The organism is Virgibacillus sp. LDC1 (genome assembly GCF_025792345.1).
GTDB lineage: Bacteria > Bacillota > Bacilli > Paenibacillales > Paenibacillaceae > Paenibacillus_AQ > Paenibacillus_AQ lautus.
On the sequence record NZ_JAOXLZ010000001.1, the window covers coordinates 2,427,628 to 2,451,833 of the forward strand.

General features: G+C 53.7%; 19 protein-coding genes and 1 pseudogene. 3 read left to right on the plus strand and 17 right to left on the minus strand.

Annotated features, from left to right (window positions below; genetic code table 11):
• Positions 1 to 24: 24 nt before the first annotated feature.
• Both OHJ21_RS10800 and OHJ21_RS10805 read right to left on the minus strand, forming a co-directional pair.
• Positions 25 to 2,028, minus strand: coding sequence for a Na+/H+ antiporter (locus OHJ21_RS10800; RefSeq protein WP_100537640.1), 2,004 nt, complete (start codon positions 2,026 to 2,028; stop codon positions 25 to 27).
• A gap of 192 nt (positions 2,029 to 2,220) precedes the next feature.
• Positions 2,221 to 2,979 (minus strand): SDR family oxidoreductase, encoded by a 759-nt coding sequence (locus OHJ21_RS10805; RefSeq protein ID WP_326113297.1) that lies wholly within the window; start codon positions 2,977 to 2,979, stop codon positions 2,221 to 2,223.
• A 242-nt stretch (positions 2,980 to 3,221) separates the two neighbouring features.
• Here OHJ21_RS10805 and OHJ21_RS10810 point away from each other — a divergent pair, with 242 nt between their 5' ends.
• Positions 3,222 to 3,812, plus strand: coding sequence for a TetR/AcrR family transcriptional regulator (locus OHJ21_RS10810; protein ID WP_486020030.1), 591 nt, complete (start codon positions 3,222 to 3,224; stop codon positions 3,810 to 3,812).
• A 186-nt stretch (positions 3,813 to 3,998) separates the two neighbouring features.
• On the opposite strand, the gene OHJ21_RS10815 is transcribed toward OHJ21_RS10810, so the two are convergent.
• Positions 3,999 to 4,415 (minus strand): Lrp/AsnC family transcriptional regulator, encoded by a 417-nt coding sequence (locus OHJ21_RS10815; RefSeq protein ID WP_326113296.1) that lies wholly within the window; start codon positions 4,413 to 4,415, stop codon positions 3,999 to 4,001.
• Positions 4,416 to 4,585: 170 nt separating this feature from the next.
• On the opposite strand from OHJ21_RS10815, the gene OHJ21_RS10820 reads away from it, so the two are divergent.
• Complete coding sequence (locus OHJ21_RS10820) at positions 4,586 to 5,566, plus strand: oxidoreductase (protein ID WP_326113295.1); 981 nt, start codon at positions 4,586 to 4,588, stop codon at positions 5,564 to 5,566.
• Between the two features lie 134 nt (positions 5,567 to 5,700).
• On the opposite strand, the gene OHJ21_RS10825 is transcribed toward OHJ21_RS10820, so the two are convergent.
• From OHJ21_RS10825 to OHJ21_RS10835, 3 genes and pseudogenes are all read right to left on the minus strand, one after another.
• Complete coding sequence (locus OHJ21_RS10825; protein WP_486020031.1) at positions 5,701 to 6,291, minus strand: TetR/AcrR family transcriptional regulator; 591 nt, start codon at positions 6,289 to 6,291, stop codon at positions 5,701 to 5,703.
• Positions 6,292 to 6,361: 70 nt separating this feature from the next.
• Positions 6,362 to 7,150, minus strand: a complete 789-nt coding sequence (locus OHJ21_RS10830; RefSeq protein WP_486021030.1) for a glycoside hydrolase family 2 TIM barrel-domain containing protein — start codon at positions 7,148 to 7,150, stop codon at positions 6,362 to 6,364.
• Positions 7,151 to 7,206: 56 nt separating this feature from the next.
• A pseudogene (locus OHJ21_RS10835) lies at positions 7,207 to 8,049 on the minus strand (sugar-binding domain-containing protein); the annotation flags it as partial.
• Positions 8,050 to 8,248: 199 nt separating this feature from the next.
• On the opposite strand from OHJ21_RS10835, the gene OHJ21_RS10840 reads away from it, so the two are divergent.
• Positions 8,249 to 9,085 (plus strand): helix-turn-helix transcriptional regulator, encoded by an 837-nt coding sequence (locus OHJ21_RS10840; protein WP_486020032.1) that lies wholly within the window; start codon positions 8,249 to 8,251, stop codon positions 9,083 to 9,085.
• 205 nt (positions 9,086 to 9,290) lie between these two features.
• Here OHJ21_RS10840 and OHJ21_RS10845 read toward each other — a convergent pair whose 3' ends face one another.
• The 11 genes from OHJ21_RS10845 to OHJ21_RS10895 form a co-directional block, all read right to left on the minus strand.
• Complete coding sequence (locus OHJ21_RS10845) at positions 9,291 to 10,301, minus strand: LacI family DNA-binding transcriptional regulator (protein ID WP_326113291.1); 1,011 nt, start codon at positions 10,299 to 10,301, stop codon at positions 9,291 to 9,293.
• A gap of 103 nt (positions 10,302 to 10,404) precedes the next feature.
• On the minus strand, positions 10,405 to 11,205 hold the full coding sequence (gene iolB / locus OHJ21_RS10850) for a 5-deoxy-glucuronate isomerase (RefSeq protein ID WP_326113290.1): 801 nt from the start codon (positions 11,203 to 11,205) through the stop codon (positions 10,405 to 10,407).
• 74 nt (positions 11,206 to 11,279) lie between these two features.
• Positions 11,280 to 12,311, minus strand: coding sequence for an inositol 2-dehydrogenase (gene iolG, locus OHJ21_RS10855; RefSeq protein WP_326113289.1), 1,032 nt, complete (start codon positions 12,309 to 12,311; stop codon positions 11,280 to 11,282).
• Between the two features lie 24 nt (positions 12,312 to 12,335).
• Entirely contained in the window at positions 12,336 to 13,781 is a 1,446-nt protein-coding gene (locus OHJ21_RS10860; RefSeq protein WP_326113288.1) for a CoA-acylating methylmalonate-semialdehyde dehydrogenase, read from the minus strand.
• 248 nt (positions 13,782 to 14,029) lie between these two features.
• Positions 14,030 to 15,043: a 5-dehydro-2-deoxygluconokinase gene (iolC, locus tag OHJ21_RS10865; RefSeq protein WP_394055226.1), complete on the minus strand. Its 1,014-nt coding sequence runs from the start codon at positions 15,041 to 15,043 to the stop codon at positions 14,030 to 14,032.
• A 253-nt stretch (positions 15,044 to 15,296) separates the two neighbouring features.
• Entirely contained in the window at positions 15,297 to 16,211 is a 915-nt protein-coding gene (gene iolE, locus OHJ21_RS10870) for a myo-inosose-2 dehydratase (RefSeq protein ID WP_486020033.1), read from the minus strand.
• 79 nt (positions 16,212 to 16,290) lie between these two features.
• A complete protein-coding gene (iolD, locus tag OHJ21_RS10875; RefSeq protein WP_486020034.1) occupies positions 16,291 to 18,156 on the minus strand; it encodes a 3D-(3,5/4)-trihydroxycyclohexane-1,2-dione acylhydrolase (decyclizing) in 1,866 nt (621 codons plus the stop codon).
• A gap of 135 nt (positions 18,157 to 18,291) precedes the next feature.
• On the minus strand, positions 18,292 to 20,517 hold the full coding sequence (locus OHJ21_RS10880) for a glycoside hydrolase family 88/105 protein (RefSeq protein ID WP_486020035.1): 2,226 nt from the start codon (positions 20,515 to 20,517) through the stop codon (positions 18,292 to 18,294).
• Positions 20,514 to 22,286, minus strand: a complete 1,773-nt coding sequence (locus OHJ21_RS10885) for a hypothetical protein (RefSeq protein ID WP_486020036.1) — start codon at positions 22,284 to 22,286, stop codon at positions 20,514 to 20,516. The genes OHJ21_RS10880 and OHJ21_RS10885 overlap by 4 nt, the downstream gene beginning before the upstream one ends.
• A gap of 27 nt (positions 22,287 to 22,313) precedes the next feature.
• Positions 22,314 to 23,189 carry a carbohydrate ABC transporter permease gene (locus tag OHJ21_RS10890; protein WP_100537656.1) on the minus strand — a complete coding sequence of 292 codons (876 nt, stop codon included), beginning with the start codon at positions 23,187 to 23,189 and terminating at the stop codon, positions 22,314 to 22,316.
• A gap of 26 nt (positions 23,190 to 23,215) precedes the next feature.
• Positions 23,216 to 24,118, minus strand: a complete 903-nt coding sequence (locus tag OHJ21_RS10895) for an ABC transporter permease (RefSeq protein ID WP_100537657.1) — start codon at positions 24,116 to 24,118, stop codon at positions 23,216 to 23,218.
• Between the last annotated feature and the right edge of the window lie 88 nt (positions 24,119 to 24,206).

The following is a 24,206-nucleotide window of genomic DNA, read 5'->3' on the forward strand; positions in this document are numbered from 1 at the left end:
ATCAAGAACAACAAGGACCATCGTCTAATGGCCCTCGTCTTCAACCAAGGCTTGAGACTCATACAAATTCGCCTCACGGTAATTCACATCCATTCTTAAATGGCTCGCTAATGCCCGGTCAATATCGCCCTGTTCGAACATGTTTTGGATCTCGTTTCGCTCTGACTGAATGGCTTTTAGTTCCAGTTCTCTGCGTTCACTGCTAAGCTTCTGCTTTCTTCGGCTCCATACACGATCATTCTGAAGAAAATGCTCCATTGCACGGTAGTCTGCAATAACCGCTTGCAGGATTTCCTGCCTCGGCGCCGGTTTCACTGCTTGGATCTCATGTATCGCTGCACGAATTGCCGCCAGCTTCAATGCCTTATACATGTCCCAATTCGGATGATCCGGAGACATCGGCGTTTCTTTGGCCTCGTTTTTTTTCAACAGGCGCTTCATTTTCCGCCATACAGTTTTCGTGAGCAGCTTGAACTTATATCGGCTGGTAAGCAGCATCTCGACTTTGTTCAGCGAGGATAGGAACTGCTCCGCGACCCTTGCAGAAGCTTTATCTTCCTTAAGCCATATTTCTGCAACGTTCCGTTCCGCAGTAAGTCCGATTTTTCTGACTGCGATCGTGGCTTCCCAGAACGCTCGCATGTCGTTTTTATCCGTGATTTGAGATTGCTGAAGCCGCTTGGTATACGCATAGATGAGCTGAACCGCCTCCTCCCTGTTTTCATCCGTCATCTCTTCCCGCACGGTTCGAATTCCCGCTTGCAGCATATGAAGCCGCGCTTCTTTCTCGCGATCGATGGCCACAGCCGAATCCGCATGTTTCTCACGTGTCAGCAGCGGAAGCAGAGCACTTGCGATGACCAGCGTTAAGAGGATGACGCCCGCGCAGATGAATAACATTAAGCTTCGCTCTGGAAAAGGACGATGATCCGCAAGTGTGAGCGGAATGGAGAAAGCCGCGGCCAGCGTCAATGCCCCCCGTACGCCCGATAGTGCAGTCAGCAGGGAAGATTTGAACTGACGGTTCGTTGAAGCCCATACCCATACGAAGCGCAGCAATATCAGTACAGCCGTAATCAGCAATATATAACCGACGACTTGTCCATTGTTATAGGCAGGGTCACTCCATATTTGATTGACGACCCCCGGGATTTCATGCCCGAGTAGAAGGAACACCAGCCCGTTTAATGTGAACAGAATGACGGACCAGGTGCTGTCTGATACAACTCTAAGCTTAATGGATGCCGATCGCATACGATCCCTCTCCACAGCGTGGGTAACACCCGCCGCAACGACAGCCAGAATCCCGGATAGATGAAATTCTTCGGCTATGAGATAGATGATGAATGGCGTCAGAATGATGATCAGCATATGAAGCGTGACATCCTCCATTCCGAGCCGGCGCAGCAGCATTCTGAACCAGATCACAAGAAATCCTAGAAGCGCCCCGACAACGATGCCTCCAACCGCAATGACAAAAAAACTGCCGATCGCATTCGTTAAAGAAAAATAACCCGTCACTGTAGCCGCAATCGCAAAATTAAATGCCACGAGACCGGACGCATCATTCATGAGCGCTTCGCCTTCAAGTAAATGCATGATTTTTCCCGGCAGCTTCACCCTGCCTGACAGGGAGCCCACCGCAACCGCATCGGTAGGCGACAGTATTGCCGCCAACGCAAAGGCAGCCGATAACGGTAGGCTCGGAATAAGCCAATGAATGAAAGGTCCCGCGATCAGAACCGTTGCAAATACGAGGCCTAGCGCCAGCAGCAGAATATTGGACCTGAGCTTCCATAACTCGCTCCGCGGGGTCAGCTTCCCGTCATTAAACAAGAGCGGTGCGATAAACAGGACCATGAACAATTCCGGATTCAGCGGCACGTGATGGAAACCGCGGATATAGGCGGCCCCGATCCCAAGCGCAATCTGGATCAACGGGACAGGAATGAATGGCAGAAATCGATTGATGATGTTGGAAATACCGACAAGGACGAGAAAAATAAGTACCATAAGAAATATTTCCACAATGCATCTGCTCCTTCCTCGAGAAGAATAACCTATGTAAGCATGGGCATATCCGTCAGTAGACGGATTTAGGTTGTGTAGAATGGGAAAGGTTTATTATGAGTTGGAGAAGTTTCAACCCTCATGCTGCCTTAAAAAAAGGCTTCCTAAAGGAGAGGTCCTTTAGAAAGCCCTTGAGCTAGTGATTGCTTATTAATATGCCGTCCAGCCTGCATCGGCTGTAACCACCGTACCGTTTACAAAGCTGGCTTCATCGGAAGCGAGGAACAATACCACCTTCGCGATCTCTTCCGGTTCGCCTGCCCGCGGGTTCAAGTTCATTCCAGCCATCGCTCTTTCCATGCCAAACGAATTCGGCGCGTTGATGGTGGTGCTGATATTGGTGCTAACAGCACCTGGGGCAACCGCATTACACCGGATTCCCTGCGTTGCATATTGAAAACCGACATTTTTGGTCAATCCGACAACGGCATGTTTAGCCGCCGTATACGCTGCACCTGCTCTGGATCCCATAAGACCTCCAGCGGAAGCAATGTTGACAATGACTCCGCTCTTCTTCTCCAGGAAGATGGGCAACGATTTACGAATGGTTCTCATCGGTCCGGTTGTATTAATGGCAAATACGCGATCCCACAACTCATCCGTTACATCTGCAGCCGGTACGAAGTTGTCCATAATGCCGGCATTGTTGATCAAAATATCAAGCGTTCCATATTCATTAACGGTGGCATCCACCAGCTGCTGCACTTCTTCTTCCTTGGCCACATTCGCTGCCAGTGCCAGGGCCGTGCCGCCTTTCGCTGTAATTCCGTCAACAACCGCCTGAGCCGCCTCAAGACGTAAGTCGGACACGACAACTTTTGCGCCTTCGGCAGCAAACAGTTCCGCTGTCGCTTTTCCCATACCGGAAGCGGCACCTGTAACAATCGCAACTTTACCAGATAATCTCATGTTCCATACCCCCATTATTGGTTGTGATATCATTTTGGAAATCAGGGACAACATTCAACAGCTGTACAATACACGACATATGTCTATTCTAGTATAATCGTAGTATGATTTAGGTCACAATCATTAAAAAACGTGGAAATGTACGATACCGAACAAAAATCATAAAATTGTTTATATTTTAACTATTAAATTCGTTATATTTTTAACCGAAAGGAATCGAATCTATGCAAACGAGCAATAAAATGACCGATCGTCGCATCGTCCGCAGCAAAGAAGCTTTAAAGCAAGCGCTCCTATCACTCCTCTCCCAGAAGAGCTTCTCCAGCATTTCCATTACGGAAATCGTGGAGCTAGCCAATTACAATCGAGGAACCTTTTATACCCACTACGACAACAAAGAGGCTCTTCTGGATGATATCCTGACTCCTTTAATGGAGGAACTGATCGCTTCCTTCAGGGCTCCTTACGGGGAAGTCGACGTATTTCATATCGATGAGCTGCCCGCCAATGCGGTAAAAATATTTGATCATATTCATCAGAATGCCGGCGTGTATACGTCGCTGTTCAAAAGCGATGTGCTGCCGTTAGTCCGGGATAAAATGTTCTCGGCATTAAAGCAAATCGCCTTGGAGGACTTGGACTATCCAAACGAAGAGCTAAATCATGAGCTTCTCATCATCTACAACATGCACGCCTTAATCGGCCTGGTATTCCACTGGATCGAGAACAATTTCCACTATTCCGTCCCTTATATGAGGGATCAGCTGGTTCTCATGATTAACTGGAGGCCGAGAAGCGTAAGAACACAGATTAAGCGCACGGATCATACTTGAAATCGGTGAGCAGATGACGGTAGAAAAATAACGTAGAAAAACCATCAACCCGTTCAAAACGCAAATTGAACGGGTTGATGGTTTTGGTTGCTGGTTTTGGTTGCTGGGTTAACGGTTTTTCTTACAACGCCTCCTGCCGCCAATCTGGTCCAGATCGTGAAACAGTCTTATCCCCGGCGGATGTTCTTATGCTTGTTGGTCCAGAGGCATGGAGAGAACCGTCATCGTCGTGGTATGGCCGTACTCGCTGCACTGATAAATGAAGGTTTCAAGAGACTTCATGGAAGCTGTTTCGATTTTCATAAGAAAATTGTATTGCCCGCTGACTTGGTAAATCTCGGCGACCTCCTGCGACTGTTTGGCGAATGCCGTCAGCCGGTCACAATGGCTGGCTTGAATCAGGATGAAGGCCGTTACGCCCTTCCCCATTTTGTCAGGAGATAGAACCGCACGATACCCCGTAATTACGCCCTTCTCCTCCAGACGCTTCACGCGTTCGGATACCGCAGGCTGCGTCATATTGACCTTTCTTCCCAATTCGGAGAAGGAGATTCTTGCATTATGTTTTAATAGCTCCAAGATTTGAAGATCGATCTGATCCATGTTTACACTCCTCTGCCTTACCCAAATTCAATTTCAAAGTCGAATGCACGAAATCGCTATAAATTCAAAGTAATACGGTAGGGATGCCTTGAGTTTAACCTGTAACTATAGGGCTCCGATTTATACAATGGAACTAGGTTAACAATCATTCATTCAAGGAGGAATATACAATGACAATCACCCTGCACGATCCCATACAAATCGGAACGGTACAATTGAAGAACCGAATGATCATGGCTCCTATGCAGCAACATCAAGGAACGCCGGATTCTTATGCAACGGATTACCATGTGAAGTTTTACAGTGAACGGGCGGAACATGTCAGTTTGATCATTATCGAATCTACCGTCGTGTCTGCAAATGGCCGGCTGTTCCCGGACGATATCGGGATATATACTGAGCAGCATACTGCTCCCCTACGCAGGATTGTCGATGCCGTCCATGCGAAAGGAACGCCGATCTTCATCCAATTGACCCACGCCGGTAGAAAAGGATGGCCCACAGTCACCGAAAAAAGGTTAGCCCCTAGTTCGATTGCCTACGATGATGAGTATGGACTGCCCCAAACGATGTCCCAAGCGGACATTCACGCAGTCATCGACCAGTTTCGGATGGCAGCCCGTCGAAGCCTGCAGGCCGGTTTTGATGGAATCGAGCTTCATGCCGCCCACGGGCATCTGCTCCATCAATTTCTCTCTCCGCTGTCGAATCGGCGAACGGACACATATGGAGGAAGCCTGGAAAACAGAGTCCGATTGATCCAAGAAATTCTGGGCGCCATCCGAACCGAAGTAGGGATCAACTACCCGGTGCAATTGCGGGTTTCTGCATCCGACTTCGCCAATGGCGGCCTGACACCAGCAGAAGTTGCGCTCGCCTTGACGTACCTGGAATCCGAACTGGATGCCGTGCATGTTTCTTCGGGCGGTCTCGTTCCTGCGGCACCTTTAGCCACACCGGAAGGCTACCAAACACCTTATGCAGCGGTGATCAAACAATATGTAAAAATACCGGTGATCGCGGTCGGCAATATCCGCACCCCAGCGTTAGCCAATTTCATTCTAGCAGATGAGATGGCAGATATGATAGCCATCGGCCGCCCATTGCTGGAAGATGCAAATTTCGGTGAACAAATGCTGTCCTTAGCTTAAAGGCTACGATCTCAAGTGACCTATTCGTTTACTTGCGCAATTCAATTGAAAAGCCAAAGGCCGTCTCCGAAGGTAGGTTTGAACCACCTTAGGGTGCGGCCTTTTCATTAATACCGATTAATTTAATCTACATTCTAGAAAATAGCGTCGAGTGTACTTTCGACGATTCGATCGGCCAGCTCGCGATTCATCGTAGCGGTGTTCATCACCCGCAGTCCATAGTAGCTGCTTAAGAATAAGCTGGCCAGCTGCTTCGCAGAGCGTTCAGCCGGAATCTCCCCCGATTGAATCGCCTCTTCCATCACGCTGATCAAGTCTTCCTCGAGATCATAAATATACTGCCCGAATATCCGTTCAACCATCGGGTCCCGCCCCGCTCGTTCCATGCTGATATTAACCGCCATACAGCCGCGGTGATTCGGGTCTGAAAAATCCATGCCGATCGCCCATTCAAACAAGGCGCGCAGCCTTTCCTTAACCGGGATGGAGCGGCCCAAAATCTCTCTGGATATCTCCAATCCTTCATCATTGTAACGCTGAAGCACCTGCTCGAATAACTCATTTTTGCTGCCGAACGCATTGTACAGGCTCCCTTTACCCAGCCCTGTCTTCTCGCACAGCTCTTGCGTAGAACTCGCTTCATAACCCTTGGACCAGAATACGTCCATGGCCGCACCAATGACCGCATCTTTCTTGAACTCACGCGGTCTTCCGTTCGTGGTCATTCCCCTCATCCCTTTTGAACATAATCGTGTTACCTAAAAGTATAGGGTTTATGTACCACTCAGTCAAATATTATGGGGTTCCCCCCGAAAAGATTCGTCGAACGGTTTCATACGCCAGCTTCGGACGACGATATTCATCCACGATGCCCTTGCTGTTCCGCGTACATGAACGATTCAGCAGCCAGCCAAGCCCTTCCGTCACTCGGCAATCGCTGAATTGCCATATGAACATGCCGGAAATGTATTCACGCTCCATGTATGCCTTCAGATTACCCGCGATAATATCGGCCTGACGCTCCTCGGAGCCTTTCTCCCGATTCGGACTGCGGAATCCGTAGAACCCGTCCCCTCCGAATTCACTTATGATCATGGGTTTTCCTTCTCCGCCAAGCGCATCAGCCCACCCCCTGGCCAGGTCCGCCAGTTCCCCCGGATTCTCGTCGGTATACCAGCCTGGATAGAGATTGAACGACACGATTTCCGCCAAGTCAAAACATTTCTCCTGTTCCCGATGATGGGAAGCGAAGGACCGGGGCCTGCTTGGATCAAGCTCCCGAATGATGGTCAGCTGCTTCTCGTAGTGAGCTCTCCCCTCTTCAGTGTGACTGGCGCATTCATTCAGAATGGCCCATATAAGGATGGACGGATGGTTAAAATGCTGCTGCACCATTTCACGAGTCACCTGCTCGCTTTGCCAACCGAAATTCGGGTGCAACATCTGCTCCAGACTCAAACCGCGGGCGTGATTTTCTTCCCACACCGCAATACCTCGTTCATCGCATAGATCGAGAAATCGCTCATCGTTCGGATAATGGCTCGTTCGAACGGAGTTACACCCAAGATCCGTAATGAGGTCCAGATCTTTTTTACCATGAGTGGCAGCGGAAGCGAGGAACCGGCCATGGGATGATCCTCATGCCGGTTAACGCCTTTGAATACGAGCTCCTGGCCGTTCAATTGGATTTTCCCGTTATGCGTGGTTACCTCACGAAAGCCTACGCGGTCAAGCCAATCATCGCAATCGGTATCATCAACGGCAAGTACCGCTCGCAGTACATACAAATTCGGGTCGTCCAGCGACCATTCCAATATGCCTGGATAGGATACGGCGGCTATAATTTCGACCCGCTCGCCTGGCTTCGCTTCAAAGCTTCCGAGCGGTTCCTTCACCTCAGCCAGCGTACCGCGGAGTGATCCTTTCTTCACAAGGTTTCCAATGTTTCGGATCACTACCTTCCAAGAACCGTGCCAAATCCCGTCCTGTTGATATGGAGTGAACATGACGTTTTCAATGTATAAATCGCTTATCTCTTCCAGGGCAACCGGTCGAATGATGCCGCCGTACGTATAGTAATCATTAGGAACATGAAGGGCCGATTCTTCGTTGAAGGAATTATCCACGTACACCAGCAGTTCATGTTCACCGGCTTGAACTTCCGGGATGATCATGTCAAAGGCGGTATAGGCATTATAATGACGAACTGCCAATTCCCCGTTGAAATAGACATGTGCCGTATGACTGACCCCTTTAAATTCGATTCGCAAATTGGTTTTCCGAGACAGCGAGATCATTTTGCGATATACCCCGACTCCCCTATAGTTCCCAAAGTGTGGGTGCATCTCCCAGCAACCGGGAACAGGCAGCTTGTCATTGTAGCTTGCTGGTCGCTCCCCCATGCTGGCTGCCGGTGCAAACTCCCATAAACCCTCCAGTTCCTTGCACGTTCGAATGTGGTGGGTATCAAATAATCGCAGCATCTCTTCTCCTCCTATCCATCATGCGGCTTTGAGGTTTCCCCCAAGTCCGGATAGGTATAACACTAGATTATTGTAACAGCGTATTCCATAGAAAAGCCGATACAAAACATGTAAAAATCGCTCCTGGCGTTCTAGCGAATATCGTGATCCTGAGTTATTCTTTTAATATATCGCCTATCGAATGGGAGGCTGAACTGCATTGTATGAAGCACGAGATTTGGTCGTAAGGATCAACTGGACCAATCGGAAGACAACCTCTTCCGATTGGTCGGATATCCGTAATAACACGGCCGTGCACAGTTTCTACTGGATCCATGAAGGCAGCGGGATCTTCCATACGGATCAAGCATATCCGGTAAGTCAAGGCATGCTGTTTTACATGGAACCAGGCCTGCAGATGCGGATGAAGAGCGCGCCGGAAACTCCTCTTACCATTAGCATGGTGCTGTTTGAATGCTGCAGCCTTCATCATTGCCGGTCTCAATGGCAGTTCCCTCAAAGCGTTCAGCGGCTTGAAATCCCATTTATGGCTCATTATCTAGGCGAGAAGGCCATCGGGATGGACCATGCTTTCAGCGAGTTGACAACGACTTGGGTTCCCGGGAATACGGAGAGTGAGCTGGAGAGCAGCGCCCTTCTACTAAGGCTGATCGCCAGATTACATCAGCAGAACAAGCCGCCTTTCATAGAGCCCGCATATGAGGCATACCAACGGATTAAATCAGACATCGAGGACCATTACGCCGATCCGCTTCATATTGGAGCATTAGCGAAGAGACATGCCATTTCGGAGTCGTATTTGCGAAAGCTGTTCATGAAGCATCTACATGTTTCTCCCAAGGACTACCTGACCGACATCCGTATGCGGCATGCAGAGCGTTACTTGGCATACACGTCGTATACGCTGAGGTTCATCGCCAACGCATGCGGGTACCATGATGAATTTCACTTCAGTAAAGCATTTCATAAGTACAAAGGGATGGCACCCGCAGCGTTCCGCAAAACCTCAAAACATGCGAATCATTCAGACCCATAATGGTTGCTGATTGGTGTCTCGAAGTGTACCTTTCGGATCTAAAGCAACTTATGCAAGCGAATGAGGTTCTAAATAAAAAACGGACTTAAGAGACGTTATTCAGCAGATCAGCAGCAAATAGACGGCCCCCCCCCCTTTATAACGACTCTGCAGCCCGTTTCACGTGCAAAATGATTCCTTAGTGGACCATAAATCTCCCAAAATTTTATGCCGGCGGCGGGGCCGTGGATCGGCGGATGATCAGCTCCGGAGGGAGCACAATCCGCTGTGCAGGCTCTCCCTGGCTGGACAGATTCCTGACCACAAGATCCACCGCCAGTCGACCCATCTGTTCCATCGGCTGGGCAATAACGGTGAGCGGCGGATCGGTTACCCGGGCCAGGATCGTATCGTCAAAGCTGACGACCGAACAGTCCTCCGGAACGCGCAGCCCAAGCTCGCGGATCGCCTGAAGGGCGCCGATCGCCAGCAGGTCGTTGCAGCAAAACAGCGCCGTAGGCCGTTCCTCCAGCTCCAGCATAGCTTTGGCTCGGCGATATCCATCCTCGATCTTATGGTCACAGGCTGCAATATAGTCGGGTGAAGGCCCCAAACCGAGCGAGGCGGCAGCTTCGACAAATCCCCTTACCCGCTCATTGCTGCTCGTCACCCGTTCATGCTCGGCTAATACCGCCAGCCTGCGGTGACCGAGACAAAGCAGATGCTCGGCAGCCAGACGCCCCCCTTCCAAATCATGAACCCGGACGCTGCTGGCGCCAAGTACCGGATTGTCCCGGGCGATAAGCGCTATAGCCAGCGAATGCTCCTGAAGCGGCTTAAGCAGCTCACCATGGGATATGCCCGTACCGATAATAACGCCGTCCACCTGCTTTTGTCTCAGCAGACTAACATAGCGCTTTACCTTCTCTTCCTGGTTGTCCGTGCTGCAGATGATCACGCTGTATCCAAGCTGATGCCCATGATCCTCGACCGAGCGTGCAATCTCGGCGAAAAACGGGTTGGAGATGTCGGGGACGAGCAATCCCAGGGTATAGGTTTTTTTGCCGGCAAGGGCTGAGGCAATCGCGTTCGGTCGATAATTCAGGCGCTGCATGATATCCAGAATCTCCTCACGCCGTTCACGACTGATCTTGCCCTTGCCGTTCATGACATGAGAGACGGTAGCAATGGAGACGCCGGCTTCACGCGCAACGTCATAAATAGTCGCTCTTATCATCCCTTGTGCTCCATTTGTTTAATTTTGGCATTTCAATTTATTATGAGCTTTCAACTCATTTAGCGCAAGACCGTCTTACCCTTAATGCAGCCTTCGGACACTTTTATCTCATAAGCCAATCATGATCCGGATCATTGCGGAATTTCCATATTCGCTTCGGCCCCGCCATGACGTTCAAGTAATACACATCATACCCGGGAGGCGCGGATACCGGATGGTAGCCTTCGGGCACCATAACGGCCTCGCCGTCTTTGACCGCCATCGTTTCATCCAGCGAACGGTCATCGGTGTAAACCCGCTGCACGGCAAAACCGCACTCCGGCTGAACCCGGAAGTAGTAGGTTTCCTCCAGCAGCGATTCCTCCGGCAGCTCGTCGCGGTCATGCTTGTGCGGTGGGTAGCTGGACCAGTTCCCCCCGTTCGTAAACACCTCGACCACCAATAGGCTGTCCGCCGGCTTTTGCTCCGGCAAAATGTTATGCACCAGACGCGACATGCTCCCGCTCCCGCGGTTCTCCACGCCGACATCCTCCGGTGCAATGAGTCGGGCCTGATGAGTGCCTTTCCCAGGGGCCAGGCACACTGCCAGTTCCACCTCGGTTCGTGCCGTGACCTCGTACTGTTTGTGTGAAGGTACATAAACCGTATAGGGAGGCGTCTTCTCAAACACGCTCATGCGCTTGCCAATGTTGTCCCAGCTCTCTCCCCCGGCCTTCACGTCGGCTCGCCCGGTCAGCAGAACAAGAGCTGCTTCCTGATCTCCCGTGGCGCGGTTCAGCGTCTGTCCTTCCCTTAAACGGAAAACTTCAAAGCCCACATATACCCAGCCTGCGCTTTGCGGCGTAATGGATAGCACGCGCCCGTCCAGGTCCGGCTTCGTAATGGGTACAATTAAGTTCGGCATGGTGTTCCTCCTTTATGGTTCTGCTCTGGAAATGGTGAAGTTCCGACGGCTACCCATTACACCCTTTTTCGGGTTTAGCCTGCCGATATGCCGGTGGTCAGCTCGGCCAGCTTTACCGGTCGGCCTTGCTGCAGCGAGCGCTTAGCCGCCAGGGCGATCAGTTCCGCCTGAAGGCCGTCATGGCCGCTGACCGGCACCGGCGTCCCGTTTTGCAAGCTGTCGATAAATTGCCGTGTCTCGTTCATGTACGCTTCCTTGTACCGCTCCAGGAAGAAATACAGCGGTTTATCGCGGGTGACGCCTTCCGGACCGCTGATAACAGCGGTGCTTGGATAGTCGTTATCGGCGGATACGCTGCCTCCGGAGCCAAACACCTCGATCCGCTGATCATAACCGTAGACGGCCTTGCGGCTGTTGTCGATGACGCCAAGCGCACCGCTTTCAAACCGCAGCGTTGTGAGGGCGGTGTCGATGTCGCCCAGCTCCCCGATAGCAGGGTCCACCAATACCGCTCCCTGGGCGTACACTTCGACGACCTCGCTGCCCGATAGATAACGAGCGATGTCAAAATCATGAATGGCCATATCCATAAACAGCCCGCCGGACACTTTAATGTAATCCGGATGCGGCGGGTTTGGATCGCGCGAGGTGATCTTGATCAGATGCGGTTTCCCGATTCTTCCCTCGGACACAATCTCCCGTACCCGGCTGAAGTTGTGGTCAAACCGGCGATTGAAGCCGATCTGCAGACTTACACCGGCCGCTTTCACGGCCGCCAGCGCCTCGCGGGTCTGATCCACGCTCATGCTGACCGGCTTCTCGCAGAAAATATGCTTGCCGTTCGCCGCGGCCTGCTTGATCAGCGGGACATGCGTATCCGTCGAGGAGCAGATCAACACGGCATCGATATCCGGATGCTCCATGATATCGTTACTATTAGTGGTAACCATAGGAATGCCGCGTTCCACGGCCCAGGCCTGCAGCTCGTCGCCTGCGAACAAGTCGCCGATGGCCGCAATTTCCGCGCCGGGCATGCCCAGCAGATGATCCGCATGAATTTTGCCGATTCGTCCGGCACCGATGATTCCGATTTTAATGGTTTTCATATGAACGTCTCCTCTGCTTAAGGGCTACCAGCGCGCCGTCACCATCTTCTTTCGGGTATAGAACTCCACGCCGTCCGTTCCGTTCGCATGCAGATCCCCATAGAAAGAGTTTTTCCAGCCGGAGAACGGAAAGAATGCCATCGGCGCAGGAACGCCAAGGTTGACGCCCAGCATGCCGGCCTCGATATGCTCACGGAACTGGCGCACATCGCTGCCGTCCTGCGTGAACAGACAGGCCCCATTCGCGAAGTCCGAGCGGTTGGAGATTTCAATCGCTTCCTCCAACGATTCCGCACGCATGACGGACAGCACCGGGGCGAAAATTTCGTCCTTCCAAATCTTCATCTCGCTGGTCACTTCATCAAAAATCGTCGGTCCGACAAAATATCCGTCACCGCTCACGGCCTCGTCGCTTCGTCCATCGCGCACCAGCTTGGCACCTTCCTGCTCCCCCGCCTCGATATAACGGATCGTGCGCTCCTTGTGAGCTTGCCTAATCACCGGCCCGAGGAAAACACCTTCGTCCGCTCCATTGCCGATGGTAATCTCATCGGCCGCCTGCTTCAGCTTCTCCATCAGCGGTTCCGCCACGTCGCCCACTGCCACGACGACGGAGCAGGCCATACAGCGCTCGCCGGCAGAACCGAAGGCCGCGCTGACGATCTGGGTCACGGCCCCATCCAAGTCGGCAGTCGGCATCACGATGCTGTGATTCTTCGCCCCCGCCAAAGCCTGCACGCGCTTGCCGTGGGAAGAAGCGGTTTTGTACACGTACTCCGCCACCGGCTGGGAGCCAACGAAGGATACGGCAGCGATGCCGGGATGTTCCAGAATGCCGTTGACCACATCATGCGCGCCGTGAACGACGTTCAGGACGCCGTCCGGCAGACCGGCTTCGGCGAACAGCTCCGCCAGACGCTGTGCCAAGAGCGGCGTGCGCTCCGACGGCTTCAGCACGAACGCATTGCCGCAAGCGATGGCGAGCGGGAACATCCAGCACGGTACCATCATCGGGAAGTTAAACGGTGTGATTCCCGCCACTACGCCGATCGGATACCGGTACATGCCGGACTCCAGGTTGGTGGCGATGTCGGGAAGCTGCTTGCCCATCATCAGCGTAGGCGCACCGGCGGCAAACTCCACGCATTCGATGCCGCGCTGTACTTCGCCGTAGGCTTCTGCATAGCTTTTGCCGTTCTCCGCCGTAATCAGGCGCGCCAGCTCCTCCCAATGCTCCACCAGCAGCTGTTGATACTTAAACAGAATGCGCGCGCGGCGAGGAACGGCCGTCTTGGCCCAGGCACGCCCCGCTTTGGCGGCTGCCTGCACGGCCTCATCCACTTCCTCTTTCGTGGATAACGGGACGTAAGCAAGAATCTCTTCCGTTGCCGGATTGTATACGGGATCGGTTGTTTCGGATCGGGATGGAACGAATTGTCCCCCGATATAATTGCTCAGGGTTTGCGTCATGGCTGTTTTGCCCCTTTCGATTGGATCTGCGAGCATTGACAAAATGAAAACTCTGCTCTGTAAGAAAAGATGAATTGGCAAAATTACAAGAATAGGTGAAATCTAATGAAAGTGTGTAGTCTCACGAACATGGGGAATCTCAAAAACAGGTCTAATCTCTAAACACGAAAACCTAAGTACGCGAAATCTTAAGAACACGAAATATCAGTGATGACAAAACTCAATAAAATCCTAACCATGGACTAAACTCAGGAATTGGCAGTAATCTCGCCTCGCTTGCAGCGCTCGATATAATCGTGAACCGCCGTGCTCGTCGGCATCGCATCGGAGCAGCTGTGGCTGGAGATGACGATGCTAGCCGCCGCACTGCCGAATTCCATGCAGCGCTCGACGGTCCAGCCCTGCATCAGGCCGTACAGAAAGCCGGCAGCGTATGAATCCCCCGCCCCGAACGTCTTGATGACCTTCGCCGGAAAGCTCCGAGCCGTATGGCTGGCACCGCCTGGGGTATATGCGATGGAGCCTTCCTTGCCGTGCTTGATAATCACGATCTTGGCGTTATAATCAAACCATTTGGCCGCCGTGATGCGATCGCTGCGCTCCGGATTGCCCCCGAACTGCTCCATCATGTCAAACTCTTCGCGCGTGCCGAGAATAATGTCGCATGTTTCCGCCGCTAAATTGTAATAGGTTGCCGTCTCCTGCGGGGATTTCCATGTGTACGGACGGTAATCGAGGTCAAACGCGATCACGGCGCCGTGGCGCTTGGCATAGTCCAGAGCCAGAAACACGGCCTCCCGGGAAGGACTGGCCGCGAGCGCGGTGCCGGAGATCAGTACCATTTTGGCGGATGCGATCAGCTCCTCGCTCACATCTCCCGTCTCCAGCAGCAAATCCGCGGCGTTGTCGCGGTACATCAGAATGCTGCAGTCGGTCGGGCTCTTGATCTCGGTAAAGGCCAGACCCGTTACGGCTCCCGTACGATCGATTGTCACGCCCTTCGTTGCAATCCGGTTATCTTCGAGGTACTTTGTAATAAAACGCCCCATCTGATCGTCTGCCACCTTGCCGATGAAGCCTGTATTCAGGCCCAAACGCGCCATCCCGATACAGATATTGGCGGGTGATCCTCCGACATATTTGGTAAACGTGGTCGTTTCCTCCATCGGCCGGTTAATCTCATTGGCATTCAGGTCGATGCACAGCCTCCCTACTGCCACAAAATCCATCGGTTTTGCGTTATTGAACGTGATTTCACTCATGGATAAACCTCCTTGATCAGATCAGCCGCGGCTGAGCATTCATATGACTTCATGACTCCGTTCGCCAATGGCCGTAATCACTTGCAGCTCTCGTAATACTTACAGTTCAGAAATACTTCCAACCGGTAGACACTCCCAGCTTGATCCGCCCGCACTTGAATGAGTTTACTTTTGTCCGATAAGTATGTTACGATTCCACCCTCGAACTCAGTCGCATCGCCTTGAGCCTGGCTCGACCCTCGAGCCTTGGTCTTCAGCCCTGCATCTTCGTCAGGTCCTCCAGGCCGTCCAGGTATTCAATCGCCCGTTGAGCATACTCCTTGGCCGGATGAAGCGCAGGATCCTGCTCACCCTCCAGCATCGCCCAGCCGTCATAGCCGCGATCAACAAGCTCTCCGATAATCGGCGCAAAATCGATGCATCCATCGCCAGGAACCGTAAACACGCCCCTGCGGATGCAGCTTACGAAATCGCAGTTGTCGAGGCGCGCCTGTTCCAGCACATCAAGCCGGATATCCTTCAGATGGATATACGCGATCCGGTCATAATGCTTGCGTAACAGCTCCAGCGGGTCGTTTCCTCCGTAATAGGCATGACCGGTGTCGTACAGGAGAGACACCAGCGAAGGGTCCGTCATGGACATCAGCCGGTCGATCTCGTACGGCTGCTCCACAACCGTGCCGCCATGATGATGATAAGCCAGCTTCATGCCGTAGCTTGCCGCAATCTCTCCAGCCTGGTTCAGTCCTTCCGCCATGCTTTCCCATCCGGCGTCATCCAGACGGAGAACGATGCTCTCATTCGGCGTCCGGCGGGGATCGAAGTGCAGCGATCCCCCGACCTCCGCCGTGCTGATGACCTTGCTGCCGAACCCAGCCAGAAACTCCGCGTGCCGTCGGTAATCCTCCAGCTCCTGCTTGCGATAGTCGGGATCGGAGAACAGCACCGACTTCCACTGGGAGACCAGCTGAATGCCGCGCGCATCCAGCTCCCGTTTCAACACTGCCTGATCCTTGGGGAACTTCCTTCCCATCTCCGTGCCTGTCAGACCCAAAGCCGCAATATCATTCACAATCATCTCAAATGTCGTGTCGTCTCCATGCTCCCTAACGTCCTCGCCGACCCAGTTAATCGGATGAATCCCTAGCTTGAACAGCCTGTCACTCATGACCATCGCTCCTTTGCTTTGTTTGGTAGAGGTTTGCTTCTTTGCTCCGGGCCAAATAGTATGGCACCTGCTCCAGCCGCTAGTAGGGCCTTGCTTCCTTGCTTCGGGCCGCCATCTGGCGCTGCGCTTCGGTCACCTTGCTTGAGGCCGACACCTCCGGCACCTCTACGCGCCACCAGGACTCATAACCGTCGGTGTTCGTTCCCGGAACGACCGGAATCTCGATCAGCGTCGTCACGTTTTCCTTCTGCGCCAAGAGCAGCGCTTCATGCAGTGCCTCCGGCGTGTTGGCCTTGTAGGCTTTAGCGCCGAGCGCACGCGCGTGCGCGGCAAAATCAATCGGGAGGTACGCTCCGGTCAAGCGGCCAGTCCTCTCTTCGCGGCGTCGGAACTCATTGCCGAACCCGTCGCTGCCGTTGCTCCGCTGCAGATTATGAATGCATTGGAAACCGTGGTTGTCGAACAGCAAAATCGTTATCTTCCGCCCTTCCTGCAAGCTGGTGACCAGCTCCGAGTGCATCATCAGGTAACTGCCGTCGCCAACCAGCGCATAGACTTCACGGTCCGGCTCCGCGAGGGCTGCACCCAAGGCCCCGCTCACCTCGTACCCCATGCAGGAGAAGCCATACTCCATGTGGTACGTCTTCGGTTCGGAAGGTCTCCATAACCGGTGCAGGTCTCCCGGCAGACTGCCTGCCGCACAGACGATGACGGAAGATGGGGAGATGACCTCATTGATAACGCCAAGGGCTCTCGTCTGCGACAAGCCGTCCGGATGCTCGGCAGCGTACAAGCGGTCCACCTCGCAGTCCCACTCCGCTTTCAAACTGGCAAGCTCGCTATCTTCGTAACCCGCTTGATAGCCGTCTCGAGACAGCTTCTGATGCAGCGCTTTCAACCCTTCCTTCGCATCGGCAATCAGTGCTTCGCCGCCGAGCTTGGCGCCGTCTGCGCTGTTGACATTCAGGTTCAGGAACGATACGTCCTCCCTTTGAAACGCCCATTTGGAGGAAGTTGTAAAGTCCGAATACCGGGTGCCGACGCCGATAATCAGATCAGCAGACGCCGCGACGCGATTCGCCGCCAGTGAGCCCGTTACGCCCATAGCGCCGAGGTTCAGAGGGTGTTTCCAGGAAAGCGCGCTTTTCCCGGCCTGCGTTTCAGCAACCGGGATGCCGAAAGCTTCCGCAAATGCAGCCAGATCCTTGGCAGCTTCGCTGTAGTGCACGCCTCCTCCGGCAATGATGAGCGGACGCTTGCTGGCTGCAATCCGTTCCGCCGCACGCTTCAGTCCTTCGGCCGACGGCGGGCGGCGGTCGATGACGTGTACCGTTTTATCAAACAGCGAATCCGGATATTCGTACGCCTCGGCCTGCACATCCTGAGGCAGTGCCAACGTAACCGCCCCCGTCTCCGCCGGATCGGTCAGCACCCGGATCGCCTGCCGGACGGCCGCGATAAGCTGCTCCGGCCGGGAAATCCGGTCCCAATACCGGCTCACCGGCTTGAATGCATCTGCGGCCGACACGGTGTAATCCGACGGGGCCTCAATCTGCTGCAGCACCGGATCAGGCTGGCGGCAGGCAAAGTTGTCACCAGGCAGCAGCAGTACCGGGATGCGGTTTACCGTTGCCGTAGCTGCGGCGGTGACCATATTGAGCGCACCGGGTCCGATGGACGAGGTGCAGGCCCATATCTGCCGACGGTTTTTTTGCTTTGCGTATGCCGCGGCGGTATGCACCATACCCTGTTCGTTTTTGCCCTGAACATAAACCAGGTCTCCCGGGCTTCGTTCCAAGGCCTCACCAACACCGGTTACATTCCCGTGTCCGAATATCCCCATCACCCCGTGCACGAATTTCGTCTCCACTCCATCAACAGAAATATACTGTGCATCCAAAAACTTCAGCAGTGCTTGCGCCATCGTTAATCGTGTCGTCGTCAACCGGTTCATCTCCTTTTCAGCTTTTCATTGTCGTTGCATCCTATGGATAAAGCTTAATGTGAATTAAGCGCTTAACCTGTTGGATCGAGGCGCTTAACCAACGAGTGGTTAAGCGCTTTACAGAAAGTGTATGCCTTACTGGCCGCCCAGCATGCCTTTCAATTTTATGATTTCCACGCCCGCCAGCATCATGATGCCGGTCCCGTGATTGTCATTCACCACCGTGAGCAGATCATGCTTGTAATAATCCCCGGTAAAGGAATATCGGGACCCGCTGCATACCCCGTGCACGCTGCCGCGGCGGTCGATGGCTTTTCCGGTCAGCCCCTGCCATGCCCGAATGGCGGCATCGGCGAACGGCGCGGGATTCTCCAGCCAGCCGAACCGCACACCTCTAGCAAAGGCATAGGTGAACATGGCCGTGCATGAAGCCTCTTCATAAGCATCCGGATCGATGATGACCTGCCTCCACAGTCCCGATTCTCCCTGGTAGGAAGCGATCCCGGCACACAGCTCGCAGAAAAATTCAATCAGGGCCGGCCGATCCTTATGATCCTCCGGCAGGCGTTCAAGCAGTTCGGACAAGGAGAACAGGCTCCAGCCGTTTCCACGTCCCCAAGGAATTCGGGTTGCCTTCCCGTATTTGAAGTCAAACACGTGGCTCATCACGCCTTCCTCCGGCATAAACAGGTATTCCCGATACCTCAGAAACTGGTGGGCCGCGTCATCCAGATAAGAGGAATCGCCTGTAATCATGGCATACCGCGACAAGAACGGCGTGCTCATGTACAGATCATCCGCCCACATCGTATCCGCAGAGTACTCCGATATGCAGAGACGGTAGAATGCACCGTCCTCCCGGCGTTCCAGGCGGTTCGTCATAAAGTCCGCTATACCTTCTGCCACATTCAGACCGTCCGGATTGCCGCTTTCCATGTAGGCTTCCAGCATCGCGGAGCCGAAGGAACCGCAGTTGTCCAGCATTTTGATCAGCACCAGCTGATGGTTAACGGACGGAAATCCATACGTATCCCGGTCCCAAACGGCGTATTCGTACCATGAAGTACAGATGTCGATATGCGCGCGGGCATATTCCGCCATATCCGGCCGCTTCAGAACTCGCGACGTCTGAAGCAGGCCATACATCGTCACCCCAAGCGGATAATCCCAGCGCCCGAAATTGCTAGCAGAGCCGGAGGTCCATTTATTGCTCAGCATCGCATTCTCATAAAACGGCCTGACCCGGCGCCCCGGCGCATCCAGGGACCAGCCAATCAAACCGCGGCCATCCGCGCGCGGGAACAGCCTTTTGACCGAGCACACCTCCTCCGGCGTTTCCTCCTTCTCGTCAGCCAGAGGCCCCGCAAACAGCCAAGGAGAGGGTGCGCCCTGTACCGGAACCGGAAGGACAAACCCCAGTACATTCTCTGAACTGTAGGCCTCAAGCTCAAATCCCCAGCCGGACGGCCCTCGGCAGCTGCGCACGAGAAGATCCCCTCGGCAGGCCGCAGCAGGAAGCTCGCAGCCAAAGTCGCCTCCCTCTTGAGTGTCCAGTACAGGCTGCCCGCCGATCCATATCTCGGTCCGCCCCAGAGCGCGGCCTCTAAGCACAACATGGTCAACGCCTGCCGGCACATTCAGCCGGCTCCAGGCATAGCCTGCTGCCTGAAGCTCAGGCAGTCCGAATAATCGCTCAAAATTCGGCTTCGCCGCTTCTTCCTCGCTCCAGCCTGTAATCGGGAGCCAGCGAACACCGGTCTCGTCTTCTGTTCCGTGCGCATTCGGAAAGATGCCGCTTTCGCCGAACATGCCGGCAGCCAAGGGTCCGGCGTAAACCCAGCCGGCTGCTTCCTTCCGGTTCGTAAAAGGGGACAGCACCTGCAGAATTCTGACCTTGCCCTCCTGGGCGCCAAAACGGCAGCCAAAGCCAGCTTCGGTCCAACGCGCCTCGATCAGCAGCGTATTCCAGCCGGGTTTCAGAACAAGCGAAATGACGATCTTGGCATCCGGCTTCATCTCGTCCTCGGCTCCCGAGCGGTACATCAGCTGATCGTTCAGATAGAAGCGTACGGGGCTGAACGGCATGATCCCGGCGTCAATCGAACGCTCATCGTCGCTCCATACCAGACCGAGCGCATAAGCGGCATCCCCCTGCTTCGCATTCCGGAACCGTTCACCGAAGTCCAAATCATAATATCCTTCCTCTGTCTGAAGAATGCCCGTTTCGGCGAACGACCGCAGCGCAAACGGAATTTCCGGGTTTGCCCCGATGTAGCGGCCGGCAATGGTCTTCAGCATGCCGGCATCATCATCGCCCATCCAATACCGGATGCTTTCCCGGGCTTCGATATAGCTTGTCATGAAGATACGCCCCCTTCCGTTCGAGCGTGTTCTACCGCTGGAGAAAGCTTAATATGAATCTCCTTCACAAAAGGGGTCACCATATTCAGCAGCAGCGTTCGGAAGCCGAGCGGATATGCTGCCTCCCGGACGCCCGCCGCCGTGTGCTGAAATCCAGCGCCGCTGATTTCCATCCAATCGCCGTCCATTTCGTAACGGATGCTCCCTTCCATCCAGAACTGGGCATCCACGCCGGCGGGAGCAAGCTCTCCGCCGTTAAGGGTTCCGGCTGCCGGAAAAATGAGCGAGATCTGCGACACGACCTCCTCCGGCTCCGTCGACGAAACAACCAGCTTCCAGCCATCGCTCGCTTCTACCACATCCACCTCCACCTTGTGCCGCTGGACATGCGTCTGCGGACGGCAGTGATGCGGCAGCAGATACCAAGGGCTGATGTCTGCCTTGGCACTTGCAGGCAAATCTGCTTCCGGCACCGGTCCGTTGTAGCCCTTTTCCTGTTCGCCGGATAGCCGATATCCATTCTCCAGCGTCGCCAGCCGGCTCATCTTGACAAAGCCCGGGTCGAAATAGGAAGCGAACTGCACGCCCAGCAGACGAGCCGCTCCATGACGAATAGAAAAGAAGGAAGACATCTCCGTGCTTACGGTCACGCTGGTATGTCCTTCACGGATTCGCGCAACCGGAGCGCCAAAATCCGTGTGCATCCGGCTGTAACGGATGACACCGTGATGGCCGGCACCCGCAAATCCGGACAAGTAACGATCCCTTGGAAAATCCGCGTTCAGCACGACCCTGTAATGGTCCGGCATCGGCGTTGTCTCTGCACCCTGACGCTTTAGCCCCGGATCCAAGAGCAGCCGAACGGCTGCGTTGGTTGGTGCTCCGCCGGGATGTTTCAGCAGAGACAGCGACTGTTCCGCCATACCTTGAAATACCGGGTCGTGGTCTAGGGAAGCCATCATCAGACACGGCAGGAAATATCCCGACATATCGAAGCTTTGACCAAAATCCTGCCGCCCGGAATATTCCGTGACGATCTCCCCGTCAGGATGAACCAGATAGGACATCATCTTCAGATTGGCCCGGACCGGTACCAGAAGCTCCGGCCGCTTCAGCAGCCTGGCCGCATGAATCAGCATGACATCGCTGACGACGTTATATATCCCGTTGCTGCGCTCGGTCCATTCCCCGTCGCCCGTGGCATCCATACCTTCTGAGAGCCACGCTTCCGCCCGCTTCAGGGCATCTGGCGAATCAAACAGCTCATTCAAGAACCCCAAAGCCGCACAGATCACCCACCGATGGTTCGGCGTGTGGCAGCCTCCGGTGATCAGCGCAGGCAAGGTGCGTTCCAGAAACAGCAGCATATCCGCAGCCGCTCCTTTCAGCTCCACCCAACCGTCAGCCAGAAGCAGCTGCGCCGCTTGCGCGTAACCAACCACGACGAAGGCGGTATCCGGAGGAGAATGAAAATTGGTCCAGCCCGGCGAGATCGTACCGTCGCTGTGCTGAGCCTCCAGCATATAACGCGCCGCAAGCGTTAATCTGCGCGCCAGCTCCCTGCTGCGGTAATAGTCGGATGCCGGATTGCAAAGCGCGGCAGCCCAGATCGCCATGGCGGTCGGTGTCCCGCTGTTATGGTTAGGCGAAGGCAAACCGTTTTCGACGGTACGAACCCCGCCGAACCAGCGGTGCCCCTGCTCCATAATCTGACGGTCCATCCCCTCCCGAACCCAGCTGTCATTTACTTCAAAAACCCTGTTATACATATACGATCCTCCTGATATCCGTCGTCCTTAGCCCTTCACGGCGCCCAGCATCACGCCGCTGACGAAGTAACGCTGCAGCCATGGGTACACGATGAGAATCGGCACCGTGGCAAATACGACGCTCGCCGCTTTCAGGCTTTCCGTGGTTGCTCTGACACCCGCTGCGGGTCCCTCGTTGCGGGTCAGATCCGTAATCATATTGTTCTGTACCAATTGATACAGCTTCAACTGGAGCGGATACAGCTCTTCGCTTGTAATGTACAGCAGCGTATCCTGAAACCCGTTCCAGCGCCCGACCGCATAGAACAAGCTTAGTGTCGCTATGACCGGCAAGGACAGCGGCAGAATAATCCGAAGCATCGTTCCGATCTGACTTGTGCCGTCAATCTCAGCCGCTTCCTCCAGGCTTTCCGGAATTCCATTAAAGAACGAGATCAGGATAATCAGATAGAACGGACTGATCAGTCCCGGAAGAACGAGGGCCCAAATCGTATTCAGTAAATTCAGGTCTTTCACGAGAATATATTCCGGGATAATGCCTCCGCTGAAGAACATGGTCACAATGATGATAAACATGAAGATCTTGCGGCCTTTCAGCTTCTTTTTCGTCAGCGGATAAGCGGCAATGATGGTCATGATCATGCACAGCACCGTTGTCAGCAAAGTCAGCGTGATGGTGAAGCCAAGTGACCGGATCATGCTGGAATCGGAGAATACGGATTTGTAAGCCTGAAGGCTGAACTCCACCGGAAACAACGTCACGTCACCGGACGTTACCGCACGGTTCGAGCTGAAAGAAATGGCGATAATATGGAAAAAAGGGGCCAAACACAGAAGGACAAAAACCGTAAGCAGGATCATGTTGACGGTATCAAAAACGCGGTTCGACGCTCGCTCGCTCATGTGTGATACTCCTTTCTGCAACAACGTTAAATGATGGACTCGTCTGTCAGTTTTTTGGATGCATAGTTGGCACCAAGGATAAAGATCAAGCCAACAACAGCCTGGAACAGGCCAACCACCGTCGCAAGTGTATACTGCCCGGATTCCAGACCCGTACGGTAGACATAGGTACTCAGCACGTCGGAGTAATCCATGACCGCTTTATTGCCAATGACAAACGGACGGTCAAAGCCGATCGAGATCATATTTCCGAGATTGATGATAAGCAGTGTAACGACCGTCGTCTTCAGGCCCGGCAGCGTGATATACCAGATTCGCTTGAACCTGCCCGCGCCGTCCACTTCCGCCGCTTCAAACAGCTCCTTGTTAATGCCGGTTAGGGCAGCCAGATAGAGAATGGTTCCCCAGCCTGCGCTCTGCCACACACCCGTCGCCAGGTAGGTGATGAGCCACGTATTTTTTTCTGTTAGAAAAGGTACCGATTCAAAACCGAGCGCCATCAGCATGTTGTTGATCATGCCCGATTGCGTGCCAAACACCTGGTATACAATGCCGCCTATAATAACCCATGAAATAAAATGGGGAATATACAATATCGTTTGGGATAAACGTTTGAACCATCGGATTCGGAGTTCATGCAGCATAATGGCCAGAATCAACGGGGCCGGAAATGAAACCATGAGGTCCAGCAGATTAAGCATCAGTGTGTTACGCAGTGTTTTATAAAAGTCCTGTGTCTGGAAGACTTCTCGGAAGGCATCCAGTCCAATCCATTCGCTTCCGGTTATACCCTCAAAGAAATTGAAATCCTTAAAAGCAATCTGAACGCCCCACATCGGGCCGTATTTGAAAATGATAAAGTAGACCAAAGGCAGAACAAGCAGTGCATATAGTTGCCAGTACCGGCGCAGGTAAACGGTTCCTCTCATCTGAATCATCCTCTCCTTGCTCATGACGCCGGGAGCGAGGGGACGGCCTCTTGTATATAGCCGTCCTTTCCCTTGTCCCGCTGCGGAT

What these genes read in the sequence shown, in the direction of transcription:
- OHJ21_RS10805 (WP_326113297.1), bottom strand. Translation starts at nt 2,979, where the DNA reads ATGAGATTATCTGGTAAAGTTGCGATTGTTACAGGTGCCGCTTCCGGT.
- OHJ21_RS10810 (WP_486020030.1), top strand. Translation starts at nt 3,222, where the DNA reads ATGACCGATCGTCGCATCGTCCGCAGCAAAGAAGCTTTAAAGCAAGCG.
- OHJ21_RS10815 (WP_326113296.1), bottom strand. Translation starts at nt 4,415, where the DNA reads ATGGATCAGATCGATCTTCAAATCTTGGAGCTATTAAAACATAATGCA.
- OHJ21_RS10820 (WP_326113295.1), top strand. Translation starts at nt 4,586, where the DNA reads ATGACAATCACCCTGCACGATCCCATACAAATCGGAACGGTACAATTG.
- OHJ21_RS10825 (WP_486020031.1), bottom strand. Translation starts at nt 6,291, where the DNA reads ATGACCACGAACGGAAGACCGCGTGAGTTCAAGAAAGATGCGGTCATT.
- OHJ21_RS10845 (WP_326113291.1), bottom strand. Translation starts at nt 10,301, where the DNA reads ATGATAAGAGCGACTATTTATGACGTTGCGCGTGAAGCCGGCGTCTCC.
- iolB (WP_326113290.1), bottom strand. Translation starts at nt 11,205, where the DNA reads ATGCCGAACTTAATTGTACCCATTACGAAGCCGGACCTGGACGGGCGC.
- iolG (WP_326113289.1), bottom strand. Translation starts at nt 12,311, where the DNA reads ATGAAAACCATTAAAATCGGAATCATCGGTGCCGGACGAATCGGCAAA.
- OHJ21_RS10860 (WP_326113288.1), bottom strand. Translation starts at nt 13,781, where the DNA reads ATGACGCAAACCCTGAGCAATTATATCGGGGGACAATTCGTTCCATCC.
- iolC (WP_394055226.1), bottom strand. Translation starts at nt 15,043, where the DNA reads ATGAGTGAAATCACGTTCAATAACGCAAAACCGATGGATTTTGTGGCA.
- iolE (WP_486020033.1), bottom strand. Translation starts at nt 16,211, where the DNA reads ATGAGTGACAGGCTGTTCAAGCTAGGGATTCATCCGATTAACTGGGTC.
- OHJ21_RS10880 (WP_486020035.1), bottom strand. Translation starts at nt 20,517, where the DNA reads ATGACAAGCTATATCGAAGCCCGGGAAAGCATCCGGTATTGGATGGGC.
- OHJ21_RS10885 (WP_486020036.1), bottom strand. Translation starts at nt 22,286, where the DNA reads ATGTATAACAGGGTTTTTGAAGTAAATGACAGCTGGGTTCGGGAGGGG.
- OHJ21_RS10890 (WP_100537656.1), bottom strand. Translation starts at nt 23,189, where the DNA reads ATGAGCGAGCGAGCGTCGAACCGCGTTTTTGATACCGTCAACATGATC.
- OHJ21_RS10895 (WP_100537657.1), bottom strand. Translation starts at nt 24,118, where the DNA reads ATGAGAGGAACCGTTTACCTGCGCCGGTACTGGCAACTATATGCACTG.